The organism is Neptuniibacter pectenicola, from assembly GCF_001597735.1.
Lineage (GTDB): Bacteria > Pseudomonadota > Gammaproteobacteria > Pseudomonadales > Balneatricaceae > Neptuniibacter > Neptuniibacter pectenicola.
On sequence record NZ_LUTS01000004.1, the window covers coordinates 30,195 to 45,698 of the forward strand.

Genomic DNA, 15,504 nt, shown 5'->3' on the forward strand with positions numbered 1-15,504 from the left:
AGGGCTGTTTTTTTATGGGCGCGCACCCGTTTAGCGGGTTACTGCTCGGCGAAAAAATCATAATCCATTTTTTCTTTGGGCGGCTGTAAATAGTTACCCTGTACGTAATCGACGCCGGCTTTCCACAATGATGCCATTGTTTTTGTATCTTCTACCTGTGGGGCTATAGATACTTTCTCAAGGCTGGATAGCTGTTGAATGAGGCTATAAAACTGCTCATCCAGTTCGGGTGTGTTGTTCAGATCTTGTATATAAGATGCGTCTAGTTTTACAAAGTTAGAGCGAACCATTGAGAGTATGTCGTTGGCATTGAGGGCGTTACCAAAATGCTTAATACAGACTCGGCAGTGGATCTTATGTAGCTTCTCAGTAAATGCCTGTGCTTGGCGTGGTGAGATCGCTATGTCCGATTCGCTAATTTGGAAAACAAGTCGGTCGGCGGGGATCTTATTCTTCCGTAACACACCAGAGAGCCAAGTGAGGAGTTTCGCATCACTTAAGGCTTGGGCCGAGATGTTGAGAAAGAGTGTGTTTTTGACCTTACTGTTAAGGGATCGTTTTAATTGTATCAGGCTATGTTCAATCACCCAGCGGTCAACTTTTATCGCTGTCTCTGAGTCTTCTACTGTATTCATGAAGTCACAAGGTGCAACGAGGCTTTGGTCTTCATTGAGAAGGCGTAGTAGAACTTCGTAATACTGCTCATTATGGTCATCCGACGTAAGGTTCACGATCGGTTGATAGAGCAGCTTAAAGTTTAGGTTTTCTACCGCGCAGCGAATCGCATCAAGCTCATCATCTTTCTCTTCAGTGATGGCTGCTTGAGGTATATGGAGTTTTACGCCATTTCCGTTGCCGGTTTCTTTTCTTAGGTCACTAATGGCTGCCCTCGCACGGTTTAACAGCTCGTCCTGGGGCGGTGTGCTGTCGTTAATAATAGTGATGCCTATTGAGCAGGTAGACTGTACTTCGACGCCAGCGACCGTTGAGCAGGTGTTTGCGATGCATTGGCACAGCTTTTTAGCAAAGGCTTCTGCCTTCTCTACGTGGGGGTCTTTGAAAACGATAACAAATGCATTTTCTTCTGGGTGGGTTAGTAGATGGGCTTTATTTACTTTCTTATGTAACAGCGCCGAAACATCACGTATCAGTTGGTCACTGCCTTCGTGGCCCCGTTTCTCTTTTATTTGTTCAAGCTGGTCCAGCTCAATGTAAAGTAAAGAGCAGTCATTGCCGCCCCGTTGCGCCCGTTGGGTTATCTGTTCAAGCTGTTTATGGAGGTGGTGTTTGTTAAATAGACCTGAAATATAGTCTAGGTCTTCGTTTAATAGTCCGCCTACATGATGGTCATCGACTCGGAACAGCACACGAATAAGCGGCTTCTCGTTTCGCTCGATAACGGAAAGCTCTACGTTTGCTGTAAATTCTGTGCGATCGCTTCTCTGCACATTGAGCTGTAACTCTGATTCGTTTAGATGCTGCGCATCCATTTTATTCAGTTGCTCTGTAAATTTTTTCCGGTCCTCAAAGTTGAGGAGGTCAATCAGAGGTTTTCCTTCTACTTGTTCATTGCTTTCAAAGCCAAAAAGATCAAGAAAGCTTTCGTTAATACAGATAAGTGTGCCTTGGTCGCAACATGCAATCGCGTTTTTCGAGCTGAGCATCAGTTGCTCAGCACGCTTTTCTGCTTCAGCTAATGCCACTTCGGCGACCCTTAAGCGGCGGCGGTTATCGAGATGGTCAAGCTCTCGTCTAATGTTGATTAGCACAAGCTCTTTTTCATCTAATGGGACGACCGCCTGAATATGGTTCTTTAATCCTTGCAGCAATAAATGGCTATCTGAGCTAGGAATGATCTGTATAACGGGGATGTCTTTGTCTAAGCGCTTCAAATGGCTGATCGCTTGTTTAGAGGTGAACTCGCCTCGATCTATAGTGCATAGAATTAAATCCCAAGAACGCTCGCTGAGGGCGCTGAGGAACTCTTGTTCATTATTGATCTGCTTGCCGCGGGGAGAGATTCTGGATGTTCTTAATAAGGTAATGAGTGGCGCGGTCTCTTCAGCGGATAACCCGAGGAAAAGGAGCTGTACGTTTCTTCTTAGGCGCTGTTTGCGGGGCTGATTGCTACTATATTTTTCCAGCAAGGTGCTGTCATCAACTTCAATAACCTGAGACATGTGTACATAAGCTCCAGAATTTAATTCCTTTAAAATCTACCAGCCCATTAATCATATGAGCAATGTTAAATATATCCGGTTTATTGGTTGTTGTCAGGTTTCTAAAGCAGATAGAGGGGTCAAATTGTCGATGCTGTTTGAGGTGGGCGATAAATGGCTGGGGTAGGAGGATTCGAACCTCCGCATACTGGTATCAGAAACCAGTGCCTTACCGCTTGGCGATACCCCAACAAAGACTACGTAGAACAGCAGATGATAAGTTTATAATCACGTTAGATTTAAAACCTATATCTATTTTAGGCTGAGAAGGTCTACACATCGAAGGTGTTAGTGTAAACACTAACAGAAGATTTCACGTCGGTTGTTAATCATAAGATTGTAACCAGTTGAGTGTCTTGCCACTCAGATTAACTCTTAGAGTTAATGTATAAATAGTGGCTGGGGTAGGAGGATTCGAACCTCCGCATGACGAGATCAAAACCCGTTGCCTTACCGCTTGGCTATACCCCAGCATTATCTGAAACATGGTGGCAATAGCGGGACTCGAACCTGCGACCCTCGCATTATGAATGCGATGCTCTAACCAACTGAGCTATATTGCCAACGCTTCAGAGGCGCGCATTATTCGCTTTTTCGGTTTATCTGTCAATAGGTTATCTAGGAAAAAATAAGAAAAAAATGAATAAAAAAAACCGGCAATCAATGCCGGCTTTTTTTGGATGTTTTTTGTTCAGACATTAAAGCGGAAATGAACAACGTCGCCATCTTGGATGATGTAGTCCTTACCTTCGAGACGCCATTTACCGGCATCTTTTGCGCCGTTTTCGCCATTGAATTCAATAAAATGTTCATAGCTCACAACTTCGGCACGGATAAAGCCTTTTTCAAAGTCGGTATGGATAACACCGGCGGCTTGTGGGGCTGTTGCGCCAACTTTAACCGTCCATGCGCGAACCTCTTTTACGCCCGCGGTGAAGTAGGTTTGTAGGCCTAATAAGTTGTAGCCTTCACGGATAACACGATCTAATCCAGGCTCTTCCATGCCAAGGTCTTCAAGAAACTCGTTACGCTCTTCGTCATCTAGCTCTGAAATCTCAGCCTCAAGCTTGTTGCACACCACGACTACACCTGCTTGCTCTGTCGCGGCTAGTTCACGTACTTTATCTAGATGAGGGTTGTTTTCAAAACCGTCTTCATCAACATTGGCAATATACATGGTGGGTTTAACGGTTAGCATATGGAACGTCTTGGCGATGGCCATTTCGTCATCGTTAAGGCCGAGCGCACGAACCGGTAGCCCTTCCTCTAGATGAGGAATTAGGCGCTCTAAAATAGCTTTTTGTGCGACGGCTTCTTTGTCGCCACCTTTCGCTGCTTTTTGGATACGCTGTAGTTGCTTCTCTGCTGAGTCTAAGTCAGCTAAAGCGAGCTCTAAGTTAATGATTTCTATGTCAGCTAGGGGGTCGATACGGTTGGCAACATGGATAACATTGTCGTCTTCAAAGCAGCGTACCACGTGTGCAATAGCATCGGTTTCGCGGATGTTAGCCAAGAATTTATTGCCTAGCCCTTCACCTTTTGATGCGCCCGCTACGAGGCCTGCGATATCGACAAACTCCATCGTTGTGGGTAAAACGCGTTCAGGGTTAACGATGAGCGCTAATTTATCTAAACGGGGATCAGGCATTGCAACCGTGCCTGCATTCGGCTCGATGGTGCAAAATGGGAAGTTCTCAGCGGCAATGCCGTTTTTGGTTAGCGCATTAAAAAGTGTAGATTTGCCTACATTAGGCAGGCCAACAATACCGCATTTAAAACCCATGATTGATTCCTGTAATTGAAACTAGCTGGCTGAAAAACTGTGTAACTGGTTCATTGCTTTGGCCCAGTCGCCAGTAATGGCTAACTCCAAGTGACGCTCCGCTTCATCTATGGCTATCAGAGTGGCATCGCGTTCTTTTGCTGGAGCTCTATTTAATACAAATCCACTCACTTGGCTGCTGTGACCTGGGTGGCCAATACCAATACGTAAGCGGTAAAAATTCTTGTTGTTGCCTAGTTTACTGATGATATCCCGTAAACCATTGTGTCCACCGTGTCCGCCGCCTAGTTTAAAACGGGCAACACCTGGGGGCAGGTCAAGTTCATCGTGTGCGACTAAAATTGATTCGGGTGGGATCTTAAAAAAGTTAGCTAATGCTGAAACGGACTGGCCGCTCAGGTTCATAAAAGTCGTAGGTACAAGTAGGTGTACAATGGAACCCTTAATATTAGCTTTAGCGTAAAGCCCATGGTATTTCTTTTCGGGCTTTAGGGGGGCGAGATGTCGAGCAGCAAGCTGCTCGACAAACTCTGCACCAGCATTGTGACGAGTTTGTGCATATTTATCGCCCGGATTACCGAGGCCAACAATTAGCTGGATCTTGTCTTTCATGCTAGTGCATTGTTACCGGTAAATTACTTGTTGCCGCGAGGCGCGTAAATGTAACCGATACCTTGATCATGGTCACCGCCACGACGAAGAGATACGATCTCAACACCTGCAGGCAAAGTGATGTCTGATAGGTGAAGTACTTTGTCTGTTTCGCAATCAGATAGGTCAACAACCAACGTATCTGGAAGGTCTGTTGCTAGGCAAAGGATTTCAACTGTGTTTTTCTCAGATGCAAATTTGCAAGCAGCTTTAGATGCAGGTGATTTTTCAAAGTTGATAAATTCAACCGGAACAGTAATTTTGATCGGGCTGGATTTAGTTACACGTTGAAAGTCAGCGTGTAGTACAACAGGTTTAGCTGGGTGACGCTGTAGATCTTTTAGGATCACTTGCTCATCTTTACCATCTAGTTTTAGTGTAACAATAGATGAGTAGAAAGCATCGTCTGCTAGTAGTTTGATTAGCTCGTTGTTTGGCATAGCGATGGCAGTTGGCTTTTTGCGCTTATCACCACCGTAAACGATACCAGGAACAAGACCTGTGCGACGTAGGCGGCGGCTCGCACCTTTCCCTTCATCTTCACGTGCTACTGCATTTACTTCAAAGTTAGACATTTTAATACCTTTAAATAAACAAACTGCAAAACCTTGCGACCAAGTTTTGCAGTATTTGGCCCTTTGTGGGCAATATGCTCGTCAGTGTGTGGCGAGCGCTGTATCAGCGATTGTTGTAAGTGTTACCTTAGCGGAACATTGCGCTGATAGATTCTTCGTTGCAAACACGGCGAACGGCTTCTGCAAGCAGTGGCGCGAGTGTTAGCTGGCGAATTTTATTGCAGCCTGCAGCTGCTTCAGAAAGAGGAATTGTGTCAGTGACAACAAATTCATCTAAATCTGAATTAGTGATGTTGCTAACAGCAGGGCCCGAAAGAACCGCGTGAGTCGCGTAAGCAACAACGCGTGCTGCGCCGTTTGCCTTCAGCGCTTTGGCGGCTTTACATAGGGTGCCTGCGGTATCACACATGTCATCGACAAGGACGCAGGTACGGCCTTCAACATCACCTATAATATTCATAACTTGTGATTCATTTGCCCGTTCGCGACGTTTGTCGATAATGGCAAGATCACAATCAAGTTGTTTAGCAACCGCTCTGGCACGGACTACGCCGCCCACATCTGGCGAAACAACCATGATATTGTCGTATTCTTGGTCAACGATATCATCCAGCAGTACGGGTGAACCGTACACGTTATCCACAGGAACACTAAAGAACCCTTGGATCTGGTCTGCATGCAGGTCAACCGTAAGCACGCGGTCGATTCCAATAGCATCCATCATGTCGGCAACCACTTTTGCCGTGATAGGTACACGAGCAGAACGGGGACGACGATCTTGGCGAGCGTAACCAAAGTAAGGTACAACCGCTGTAATACGTGAAGCTGATGCCCGGCGAAGAGCATCCGCAAGTACAATCAGTTCCATTAGATTGTCGTTCGTTGGCGCGCAGGTAGATTGTATAATGAAAACATCTTTTCCTCGGACGTTTTCTTGAATCTCGACGCTTACTTCGCCATCACTAAAACGACCAACATTTGCTTTACCCATAGGGATATCAAGGCGATCAACTACTTTTCGCGCAAGTTCCGGGTTAGCATTGCCGGTGAAGACCATCATCTTGGACACGGCGTGCACCTTTTCGAATATAATTTGTTCGGAATCTATAGATTGGGAACCGTTCATAGGCTTTTTGGCTGGGGTAGGAGGATTCGAACCTCCGCATACTGGTATCAGAAACCAGTGCCTTACCGCTTGGCGATACCCCAACATATTCCTCTTGGAGGACCGGCCTCCCATTGAAAGAGGCGCAGATTATCTAGGATTGGCTTTTTAATGTCAAACCTTAGGCGGCACTGAAGGATGAATATTCTTTATCTAAGGGGGTTGTGCCTTACTGTTTAATCCAACTATTAATAACGACCGTTATTTTTAGGTCGTTTCTGGATAGGCTTAGTTTGTTCGGTAAGGCGGGGGTTAGGCTGTTATAGCGCAGATATTGAATCTCCCAACCATCTTGCTGTAGGTTTTTTAGTCGATTGTTTTCAAGGCTATGTGTATAAGGCTTTGCTGGTGAGGGTAGGCCGCGTATCCACCAGTAAATGTCGCTGATGGGAAGGTCCCAGCCGAGCTTCTCATATAAAATTTGCTCAGGGCTGACCCCTGTATACTGTTTGTCACCGGATACGTTAACGGTCACTTCACCTGGCATACCCGCAATCGATGCGCCACCTTGTCCCCAAGGGCCATGAATATCAATTTGGTAGGTCTGCTTTATTTGTAGCCATTTAAGGCTAGCGGTTTGGTTGTCTTCGGGGGTGCGAATGCCAACCTTTCCGCTGAGTTCCCAGCTCGCGTACTGTTTTAGTAGGGCTTGGTGATCTTGCCAGGATAAGGTTGGACCAAGCGGTAAAGCGGGTTGTGTCTTTTGTAGGCTACAGCCCGCTAAATAAAGGCAACCGAGTGCTATGAATAGGTGTTTCAACATATATGTTTAATATCTGTTTGGTTAAGTAATGGGCTATTGCGTGTTAATAGCTTGCATTGCTTCATCTAAAAAAGGGTTGTCGGGGTTATCTTTATGCGCTGCTTCCAGTAGAGATTTTGCTTTCTCTTCGTGGCCGGTTGCCCAGTACACTTGGATGAGGTGGCTAGATACTTCTGGATCTGAGTATAGCCCGTGCGCTTTTTCAAGATAGGGAAGTGCTTCGTGTGAACGGCCCATTTTGTGTAATACCCACCCCATAGAATCTAAAATGGCAGGGTCTTCGGGCTCCGTGTTCAGTGCAGATTGAATCAGCTGGTGCGCTTCGTTAAAGCGATCAGTATGAAGGAGTAAGGTATAGCCTAATGCGTTTTGGACTGTCGCATTGTCGGGCTCGAGTGCTAAGACTTGGCGTAAATCTTTTTCGGCCTGTGGGAAGTCGGTTGACTCGATCATCATCGCACGAGTATAGAGCAGTGTCGTATCGTTTGGCGTGATGCTTAACGCATCTTCAATTAAGGTAAACGCTTCATCACTATAGTCATGAAGGTTTAGCCACTCGGCTTCTATGGTAAATATTTGAGTAGCTTGCATTGGTAACGAAGCACGGGCATCACTCAGTATTTGTTGGACGCGCGCTTTGTCGTCAGCATTTTTTAATAATGCGATTGCGCGGGTTAAGGCCTGTAATACATTCGGGCCATCTTCAACGGCTATATAGTGCTCAATGGCTAATTCGTGCTCTTTTTTGGCTTGTGCGATGTGGCCAAGATAGAAATGGGGTGAGCTATCACTCTCTTCTAAGGTAAGTAGGTGTTCAAACGCGCGCTGGGCACCGTTTAATTGCTCATTCTCCAGCAGTAGTAGTGCTAGATAGTAGGTGAGCTGCTGGTCTTGAATGTTGTGCACTAACAGGCTCTTTGCTTGTTTTGTGGCGTCTTCAGTATGATTTGTTTGGAAGAGCAGCTGTGTATAGAGAATATGAAGCTGTCTGTTTTCTGGTTGTTGTTCAAAGGCTGATTGGATCAGCGCAAGTGCACCCGTTAAGTCTTGCTCTAAACGTAGGAGCTCGGCTTTTTGTATTAACGCTTCAGGGTTCTCTGGGTTGATCAGTAGGGCGCGATTAAATGCAGCCAGTGCCTGCTCTGTTTGATTCGATGTTCTATAAAGTAGCGCCAGTGTCAGCTCAAGGTCGGACCGTGGTGCGTGGTTTTTTTTGTAAGCTTCTAGCATTGAGATGTAATCGGAACCGACCTGTGTGTCGATCTTTTCACTTTGGCCGCGAATAAGCGCTAAGGTGCGCAATGCATCGTATTCGAGCGCTTTTTCGATTAAAGGTAGCGCGGCTTCATATTGGCCTTTATGCAGCAGCATATTGGCTTCGATCTGGTAGGGCTCAGGATTTTCGGGTGAAATTTCACGCCACAGGCGGGCGCTACTGATAATTGTGTCACTGTCTCTAACGTACTGCGCGATGCGAGTGGCTCGCTCGGCAACACCGGGATCTTGTGTCTTTTGGGCTTGTACTGAATAGTTTTCGAGGGCGACAGGAAAAAGTCGACGCTGTCCTGCGATCTCTGCAAGTAGAAGGTCATACAGAGACTCTTGATTGAATTCCCCTGTGACGTAGGGTGTAGGTTCTGGCGCCACGGTTTGTTGCGGCGTCGGATTGCTCTGGCAGCCGGGCAAAATTAGCAGCGTTAAAATAATAAATATAAAAGATCTATTCATTGAGAAATACACTTAATGTCTATGCCATCCCTGTAATTGTTAGGTCACTATAGTTGAATCAGCAACTGCTTGTCAGCTACTTGAGTCGCTTTTACCTAGTATTAAGGGGCTATTTCTTACAATAAGTTCCCATAAATGTTCTGTGGTGTTTTAACCTTTGGGGTAAAGCGTTGTATCATAGCGCGCTTATTTGGGTTAGTTACCATCAGCCTGTTGTAATTGCGTCTTTATGGCTATGGGTAGTAGTGGCGGAAAAAATGGCTTTATTAGCATTAGGCATCAATCATAAAACTGCACCGGTTGAAGTGCGTGAGCGCGTAGCGTTTGCGCCTGAACTCTTATCGGATGCGATGCTGGCTGCTCGGGATTTTGCAAGTCTTAAAGAGATCGCTATTCTTTCAACTTGTAATCGAACCGAGCTGTATTGCTCTTCGGGTATTGAGGGGAGCCGTGCTTTATTAGAATGGTTAGGTGAGTATCATAACCTGGACGCTAATGAGTTACAGAAATGCTCCTACGCACTTTGGGATGAAGATGCGGCACGGCATATGATGAGAGTGGCCAGTGGGCTGGATTCTCTGGTGTTGGGTGAGCCTCAAATACTAGGGCAATTGAAATCGGCCTATAGTCTGTCTCAAGAGCATGGTCATGTCGGTGCGGAACTCGGGCGCTTATTTCAACAAACGTTTTCTATTGCTAAGCAAGTACGTACTGATACCGCGATCGGTGAAAACCCTGTGTCAGTCGCTTATGCTGCGGTGAGCTTGGCTCAGCATATCTTTGCAAATTTAAGTGAGAGTAAAGCGTTACTGATCGGTGCGGGCGAAACGATTGAGCTGGTGGCTCGTCACTTATCTCAAGCGGGTGTTAAAGAGCTTACGGTGGCCAATAGAACATTGAGCCGTGCGTTATCGTTAGCGGAAGAGTTTGATGGTCAGGCGATTCTGCTCGGTGATATACCTGATGCTTTAGCTAAAGCGGATATCGTGATCTCTTCTACCGCGAGCCAGTTGCCGATTTTAGGTAAAGGTGCGGTTGAGGCGGCGCTTAAAAAACGTAAGCACCGGCCTATCTTTATGGTTGATATTGCCGTGCCTAGAGATATTGAAACCCAAGTCTCTGAATTAGACGACGTATATTTATATACGGTGGATGACCTCAAAGAGGTGATCGAAGAGAATCAGCGCAGCCGAGAACATGCGGCGCGTCAAGCTGAAGAGATTGTTGAGAGTGGTGCCCATGAATTTATGCGCCAACTGCGCTCTTTAGATGCTGTTGATCTGTTAACCGCTTTTCGCAGTCAGGCCGAGGCGGTACGTGATCAGGAAATGGAAAAAGCGCTTAAGCAACTCGCGAATGGTAAACCCGCTGATGATGTAATACAGATGTTAGCGCGCGGATTAACCAATAAGTTGCTCCACCATCCGACAATTCAGATGCGTAAAGCAAGTGCTGAAGGTCGTACTGATCTATTGGATCTCGTGCAGGAATTGCATCAGATCAGTGATCCCTTTAAAAATGAGAAACAATGAAAGAATCAATCGTAAGTAAGCTCGAAAAACTCAGCGATCGTTATGAAGAGCTTGCGGCTTTGCTGTCAGATGCTGACGTGATTACAGATCAAAATAAATTTCGTGATTATTCGAAAGAGTACTCCGAGCTTGAGCCCGTTGTTCAGGCGTTCTCTGCGTATAACCAAGCCGCTGACGATATGGTTGAAGCGGAAGCTATGATGAATGATAGCGACCCTGATATGCGTGAGATGGCGAAGGAAGAGTACCCAGAAGTTAAAGCGCGCATTGAGCAGCTTGAGGCTGAGCTGGAAGTCTTGTTGCTGCCAAAAGATCCAAACGATTCGCGCAACGTGTTTTTAGAAGTGCGAGCGGGTACGGGAGGAGACGAGGCTGCTATCTTTGCGGGAGACCTGTTCCGTATGTATTCTCGTTTTGCCGAGGTGCAAGGCTGGCGTGTTGAGATCGTAAGCGTCAATGAAGGTGACCATGGTGGTTACAAAGAGGTGATCTCGCGTATTGTCGGCACCGATGTTTATTCTAAGCTGAAATTTGAGTCAGGTGCTCACCGTGTACAGCGGGTACCTGAAACGGAGTCTCAAGGGCGGGTTCATACCTCTGCTTGTACGGTTGCGGTGATGCCAGAAATGGATGAGTCAGCTGAGATTGAAATTAATAAAGGTGATCTGCGTGTTGATACATTCCGCGCCTCAGGTGCCGGTGGTCAGCACGTCAACAAAACAGACTCTGCTATACGTTTAACTCATATCCCTACAGGGGTGGTCGTGGAGTGTCAGGAAGAGCGTTCGCAACATAAAAACCGTGCGAAGGCGATGTCTTTGCTGGCGTCCCGGTTGCAGGCGGCTGAAGATGAGCGTAACGCGGCAGAGATGGCGAGTACACGTAAAGGTTTAGTGGGTAGCGGAGATCGTTCTGAACGTATCCGTACTTATAATTATCCACAGGGCCGAGTAACGGACCACCGTATAAACCTGACACTGTATAAGCTACAAGAGATTATCGGTGGTGAATTACAGCATGTGGTTGATCCGTTACTGCAAGAATATCAGGCCGAGCAGTTAGGGGCTTTGTCGGAAGAAAGTTAAATGTTAAGGGCCATTATGGCCCTTTTCGTTATCTGGGTTAATTAGGTGTGATGTTATGCAGATCCAGCAAGCACTTGCGTTGCATACGCAGTTAGCGCATCAGTCAGAATCCGCTGCACTCGATATTGAATTGATGCTGTGTGCTTTATTGGATAAGCCCCGTAGTTATCTTTTTACTTGGCCAGACAAAGTACTGCCTGAACCTGTTGTTACTCAATTAAACCGAATGATTCAGCGCCGTTTAAAAGGTGAGCCTGTTGCCCATATTTTGGGTACGCGCGGTTTCTGGGATTTTGACCTAGACGTTTCGCCTCACACTTTGATTCCTCGTCCAGATACGGAGTGCTTGGTAGAACATGCATTGACGCTTGCGTTGCCGTCCTCTGCGCGCGTGGCAGATTTAGGTACAGGGAGCGGCGCGATTGCATTGGCGTTGGGTTGGGAACGACCTGAGTGGGAGGTTGTGGCCTCGGATTATATCGCTGATGCAGCGGCTCTTGCCGAACGAAACCGTTCCAAGCTCCAGCTCGATAATGTCAGGGTGCTGCAAGGGAGTTGGTTTGAACCTCATGTAGGTACTTATGACCTGATCGTTAGTAATCCTCCTTATATTGATCCCGATGACCCGCATTTGACGCAAGGTGATGTGCGTTTTGAACCGTTGTCTGCATTAGTGGCGGATAACAAAGGCATGGCGGATATTGAGTTGATCAGTGATCAGGCGCGTGCCTTTCTTCGATCAGGCGGCTTTTTGTTGTTTGAGCATGGTTATGACCAAGGTGACATGAGTCGAACGCTTTTAACTGAATTAGGTTACGAAAAAGTGGAAACGCTTCGAGACTATGGCAATAATGAACGGATAACTTTTGGGCAATGGCTTAAAAGTTAAGCCCTAAATGTAAATAAAAAGCATTGTTGGAGAGCCTTAATGCTGAGTGATGAGCAGTTACTGCGTTACAGTCGTCAAATTATGTTGCCTGATGTGGATATTAACGGTCAGGAAACATGGCTGAATTCAACTGTTTTGATTGTTGGCTTAGGTGGGCTAGGTAGTCCAGTTGCGATGTATCTGGCAGCGGCAGGCGTTGGCGAGCTGGTTTTGCTCGATGATGATGATGTCGAACTGTCTAATCTCCAGCGTCAGGTTATACACAATACTAAACGTATTGGTCAGCCTAAGGTTGATTCTGCACGGAATACGATTGCCGCGTTAAATCCTGATATTCGTGTTAAAACTATCTATGAGCGTTTAGATGAGAGTGCGCTTCAGCGTCTCATTGCGACAGTCGATCTTGTGGTGGATTGTACGGATAATTTTAGTACGCGCTTTGCGATTAATCGGGCCTGTTTTCAGCACAAAAAACCGTTAGTGTCCGGTGCGGCTATTCGTATGGAGGGACAGGTCGCTGTGTATGACCCGCTAACGTTAGGCTCACCTTGCTACCAATGCCTGTATAAAGAGGGAAGTGATGAGGCGCTGACCTGTTCTGAATCGGGTGTGCTGTCTCCGCTGGTGGGTATTATTGGATCGATTCAAGCAATGGAGGCGTTGAAGGTGCTGGCCTCTGTGGGTGAAAGCCTAGCGGGACGATTAATGCTCTTGGATGCTAAGTCTATGGAGTGGCGAACGCTAAAATTGCGTAAAGACCCGCACTGTACGGTGTGCTCCCATGCCGCGATGGCTGTTCATGAGCATAAGCAAGGAGATGACTAGGCCCTCCTGTCTAGTTTGAAAAGTAAATGACCCGTGAGCCTAGGGCAGTGAGCCCTATCTTGAGGTTAAGGTTTTATCGGCCGTACGGGTTTCTTCTACAGAAACATCTGTCTGATTTTCAAGTCATCTACACATTTTTTCGCGTACGTTAGTATATCCTCACTTACGTTGTTTTCATCATACTGCGTGGGTAATGTCGCGCCAGAATTAAGTAGAAAATGTATGAGGGCTTGCTCGCCTAACTCTAAGGCTTTGATGACAATACTGTCGCTTATTTCAGCACCGTATTGCGTCAATAACGCGATATGCAGCATCAGCTGGTTGGTTGGACAGTATTCGAAACAGGCCGTCATTAATTGGTTTTTATCTTCGCTGTTTCCGGCCGCTAAGAGTGCGGTAAGGAGCGGCAAGCTCTGTTCCTGTTGGAGTGAGAGTAAGCCGAAAGGTTGTGCGTGAGCATTATGGCCGGATGCTGAAGCGCCATAGTCGAGGACGAGTGACAAGTGTTTAGGCTGTTGCTGGAGAATACAGGTTTCGACTAAGCTCGGCGCTGTGCTAGAGGCTGGCTTATCAATATCGGATGGCTTTATTCTCTTTAGTTGTTTAATGAGCTTGTCGCGGTCATCACTCAAAATAGCATTGTGGGCTTGAGCTAAGGGGTCGCTTCTAAATAGATTTAGCACGGATATTAGGCCTGTTTTTATCAAGTAAGTTTAGCTTAAATAATAGCAGTGACTCTGAGAAGGTAGATACCTGCACTGAGTGTAAGTACCGCCCCTAATGTGGTCATCAAAATGATATTGGCTGCAAGTTCAGCATTACCTCCCATACCTTTTGCCATAACAAAACTCGCGGCGGCCGTTGGGCAGCCGAATAGTATCATCATCATGGCCAGATCTTGTCCTTTAAACCCGTAAACCCATGCGGCAAGGGTGAGCACAAGTGGGATAAAAACCAGCTTGCTAAGTGTGGCCCATGTGGCTTGTGATGAGGTGTTTCTTAGGCTGGTGAGGTTGAGTGAACCACCGATAGCTAAGAGTGCTAAAGGTAAGGTTAAATTAGCAAAGTAACGGCCTGTGTTTTGTGCGATTTCAGGTAGTTGAAAGCCAAAATAAGAGAATGGCAGCGCAAGCAATACGGCAATGATTAATGGGTTTTTGATGATCTCATAAAGGGTGCTGCCTAAGCTTGAGGCACCGCTTCTTTTAGCGGGAATACTTAAGGCAACAATAGATAATACATTGTAAAGCGGGATGACTAAGGCAAGTAGCAGAGAGGCTTGCGCCAACCCTGAGTCTGAAAATAGGTTGTAGCTTACCGCGAGTCCGATGATGCCGTAGTTGCTACGAAATGCCCCTTGAATAAAAACCCCAAGATCTTCTGGTCGCTTAATCCAATATTTACCCGCCCCCCACAGTGCGACAAACGATGCAAAGGTACCCATTAAAACAAACCCTAGTTGCTGCGGGTTGAATACCGCATGGAAGTCGGTACGTGCGATCGACATAAATACGAGAGTGGGCAGGGTGATGACAAAGACGAGCTTTGACGCGGTATGGATAAAGGCCTCGTCGATTACTCCCATACGTTTGAGTAAGTAACCTAAGAATACAATAAAGAAGATAGGTGCAACGATGTTGGCAGTAAAGCTAAGGGAGTGAAGATAAAGTTCCACTGTGGGCTACCTTATGAGTAAAAAGTGCCGCTATTTTAGCATAAGTGATTAATGCTAAGGGATAGGTTTTCGTGATTTGCCCCAGTGTGTAGGGGCTATTTTACTCGTGTGTGTGTTGATGTTTTTTAGGGTAATCGAACAGGGTTAGTGTGGCACAGCCATCCGCGAGTTCGTGCCAGTTTTTAATGCTTAAATGTAAGTGAATCACTGCTGCGGTCGGAAACTTAGTGATCGATTGTTGGCATAAGAGAGAGGCGAGTCGCTCTAAGCCGGGGCTGTGACCTACGAGCATGATATGTTTGTAAGACTCAGACATGTTTTGTAATACGAGTAGGAGTGTTTCGGCGCATGACTCGTAGAGTTCAGGTATTTCAAGGATATGATGCTGAGGTATCGCCAGTCGGCTGCTAATCGCTTTTGTGGTAAGGATTGCACGCGTTGCACCACTACTTAGCAAGGTGTCGGGTATCAATTGGTGGTTCGCCAAGCGTTCAACCATGGCGGGAAGGTCCCGTTTTCCTCGTTTGTTGAGTGGTCGCTCGAAATCAGTTAGTTCAGGATGCTTCCAGCTGGATTTTGCATGGCGAACTAACGTGAGCTTTTTCATTTAAAGG

The 15,504-nt window shown here is 46.5% G+C and carries 14 protein-coding genes and 4 tRNA genes; 4 read left to right on the forward strand and 14 right to left on the reverse strand.

Annotation, left to right across the window (positions count from 1 at the left end):
• Positions 1–38 precede the first annotated feature (38 nt).
• The 11 genes from A3773_RS06440 to A3773_RS06490 all read right to left on the reverse strand — a co-directional run bounded on the left by A3773_RS06440 (position 39) and on the right by A3773_RS06490 (position 8,884).
• Complete coding sequence (locus A3773_RS06440) at positions 39–2,180, reverse strand: EAL domain-containing protein (RefSeq protein WP_067984263.1); 2,142 nt, start codon at positions 2,178–2,180, stop codon at positions 39–41.
• A gap of 154 nt (positions 2,181–2,334) precedes the next feature.
• Positions 2,335–2,409 (reverse strand) — tRNA-Gln (locus A3773_RS06445).
• A 206-nt stretch (positions 2,410–2,615) separates the two neighbouring features.
• Positions 2,616–2,690: transfer RNA gene (locus tag A3773_RS06450), tRNA-Gln, on the reverse strand.
• 15 nt (positions 2,691–2,705) lie between these two features.
• A tRNA-Met gene (locus tag A3773_RS06455) sits at positions 2,706–2,782 on the reverse strand.
• A 128-nt stretch (positions 2,783–2,910) separates the two neighbouring features.
• Positions 2,911–4,002 carry a redox-regulated ATPase YchF gene (gene ychF, locus A3773_RS06460; RefSeq protein ID WP_067984265.1) on the reverse strand — a complete coding sequence of 364 codons (1,092 nt, stop codon included), beginning with the start codon at positions 4,000–4,002 and terminating at the stop codon, positions 2,911–2,913.
• 21 nt (positions 4,003–4,023) lie between these two features.
• A complete protein-coding gene (pth, locus tag A3773_RS06465; protein ID WP_067984267.1) occupies positions 4,024–4,614 on the reverse strand; it encodes an aminoacyl-tRNA hydrolase in 591 nt (196 codons plus the stop codon).
• 23 nt (positions 4,615–4,637) lie between these two features.
• Positions 4,638–5,228 carry a 50S ribosomal protein L25/general stress protein Ctc gene (locus A3773_RS06470; RefSeq protein WP_067984268.1) on the reverse strand — a complete coding sequence of 197 codons (591 nt, stop codon included), beginning with the start codon at positions 5,226–5,228 and terminating at the stop codon, positions 4,638–4,640.
• 127 nt (positions 5,229–5,355) lie between these two features.
• Complete coding sequence (locus A3773_RS06475) at positions 5,356–6,297, reverse strand: ribose-phosphate pyrophosphokinase (RefSeq protein ID WP_067984270.1); 942 nt, start codon at positions 6,295–6,297, stop codon at positions 5,356–5,358.
• A 65-nt stretch (positions 6,298–6,362) separates the two neighbouring features.
• Positions 6,363–6,437 (reverse strand) — tRNA-Gln (locus A3773_RS06480).
• 125 nt (positions 6,438–6,562) lie between these two features.
• The gene (gene lolB, locus A3773_RS06485) at positions 6,563–7,156 is read right to left on the reverse strand and encodes a lipoprotein insertase outer membrane protein LolB (RefSeq protein ID WP_067984272.1); all 594 of its coding nucleotides are present in this window, start codon (positions 7,154–7,156) and stop codon (positions 6,563–6,565) included.
• A gap of 33 nt (positions 7,157–7,189) precedes the next feature.
• Positions 7,190–8,884 (reverse strand): tetratricopeptide repeat protein, encoded by a 1,695-nt coding sequence (locus A3773_RS06490; RefSeq protein WP_067984274.1) that lies wholly within the window; start codon positions 8,882–8,884, stop codon positions 7,190–7,192.
• Between the two features lie 257 nt (positions 8,885–9,141).
• Here A3773_RS06490 and hemA point away from each other — a divergent pair, with 257 nt between their 5' ends.
• Genes hemA through A3773_RS06510 form a run of 4 tightly spaced genes read left to right on the forward strand, consistent with a single transcriptional unit; the run spans position 9,142 to position 13,215 of the window.
• Positions 9,142–10,416, forward strand: a complete 1,275-nt coding sequence (hemA, locus tag A3773_RS06495; protein WP_067984700.1) for a glutamyl-tRNA reductase — start codon at positions 9,142–9,144, stop codon at positions 10,414–10,416.
• Positions 10,413–11,501 (forward strand): peptide chain release factor 1, encoded by a 1,089-nt coding sequence (prfA, locus tag A3773_RS06500; protein ID WP_067984276.1) that lies wholly within the window; start codon positions 10,413–10,415, stop codon positions 11,499–11,501. Before hemA ends, prfA begins: the two co-directional genes overlap by 4 nt.
• Positions 11,502–11,556: 55 nt before the next feature.
• A complete protein-coding gene (gene prmC / locus A3773_RS06505; protein WP_067984278.1) occupies positions 11,557–12,390 on the forward strand; it encodes a peptide chain release factor N(5)-glutamine methyltransferase in 834 nt (277 codons plus the stop codon).
• A 39-nt stretch (positions 12,391–12,429) separates the two neighbouring features.
• Complete coding sequence (locus A3773_RS06510; protein ID WP_067984280.1) at positions 12,430–13,215, forward strand: molybdopterin-synthase adenylyltransferase MoeB; 786 nt, start codon at positions 12,430–12,432, stop codon at positions 13,213–13,215.
• 95 nt (positions 13,216–13,310) lie between these two features.
• On the opposite strand, the gene A3773_RS06515 is transcribed toward A3773_RS06510, so the two are convergent.
• The 3 genes from A3773_RS06515 to A3773_RS06525 form a co-directional block, all read right to left on the reverse strand.
• Positions 13,311–13,898, reverse strand: coding sequence for a hypothetical protein (locus tag A3773_RS06515; protein ID WP_067984281.1), 588 nt, complete (start codon positions 13,896–13,898; stop codon positions 13,311–13,313).
• A 35-nt stretch (positions 13,899–13,933) separates the two neighbouring features.
• On the reverse strand, positions 13,934–14,890 hold the full coding sequence (locus A3773_RS06520) for an AEC family transporter (protein WP_067984283.1): 957 nt from the start codon (positions 14,888–14,890) through the stop codon (positions 13,934–13,936).
• A gap of 100 nt (positions 14,891–14,990) precedes the next feature.
• A complete protein-coding gene (locus A3773_RS06525) occupies positions 14,991–15,497 on the reverse strand; it encodes a SixA phosphatase family protein (protein ID WP_067984285.1) in 507 nt (168 codons plus the stop codon).
• Between the last annotated feature and the right edge of the window lie 7 nt (positions 15,498–15,504).

Excerpts from the sequence above, each read along its gene's own strand:
- A3773_RS06440 (WP_067984263.1), bottom strand. The coding sequence starts at position 2,180 with ATGTCTCAGGTTATTGAAGTTGATGACAGCACCTTGCTGGAAAAATAT.
- ychF (WP_067984265.1), bottom strand. The coding sequence starts at position 4,002 with ATGGGTTTTAAATGCGGTATTGTTGGCCTGCCTAATGTAGGCAAATCT.
- pth (WP_067984267.1), bottom strand. The coding sequence starts at position 4,614 with ATGAAAGACAAGATCCAGCTAATTGTTGGCCTCGGTAATCCGGGCGAT.
- A3773_RS06470 (WP_067984268.1), bottom strand. The coding sequence starts at position 5,228 with ATGTCTAACTTTGAAGTAAATGCAGTAGCACGTGAAGATGAAGGGAAA.
- lolB (WP_067984272.1), bottom strand. The coding sequence starts at position 7,156 with ATGTTGAAACACCTATTCATAGCACTCGGTTGCCTTTATTTAGCGGGC.
- A3773_RS06490 (WP_067984274.1), bottom strand. The coding sequence starts at position 8,884 with ATGAATAGATCTTTTATATTTATTATTTTAACGCTGCTAATTTTGCCC.
- hemA (WP_067984700.1), top strand. The coding sequence starts at position 9,142 with ATGGCTTTATTAGCATTAGGCATCAATCATAAAACTGCACCGGTTGAA.
- prfA (WP_067984276.1), top strand. The coding sequence starts at position 10,413 with ATGAAAGAATCAATCGTAAGTAAGCTCGAAAAACTCAGCGATCGTTAT.
- prmC (WP_067984278.1), top strand. The coding sequence starts at position 11,557 with ATGCAGATCCAGCAAGCACTTGCGTTGCATACGCAGTTAGCGCATCAG.
- A3773_RS06510 (WP_067984280.1), top strand. The coding sequence starts at position 12,430 with ATGCTGAGTGATGAGCAGTTACTGCGTTACAGTCGTCAAATTATGTTG.
- A3773_RS06525 (WP_067984285.1), bottom strand. The coding sequence starts at position 15,497 with ATGAAAAAGCTCACGTTAGTTCGCCATGCAAAATCCAGCTGGAAGCAT.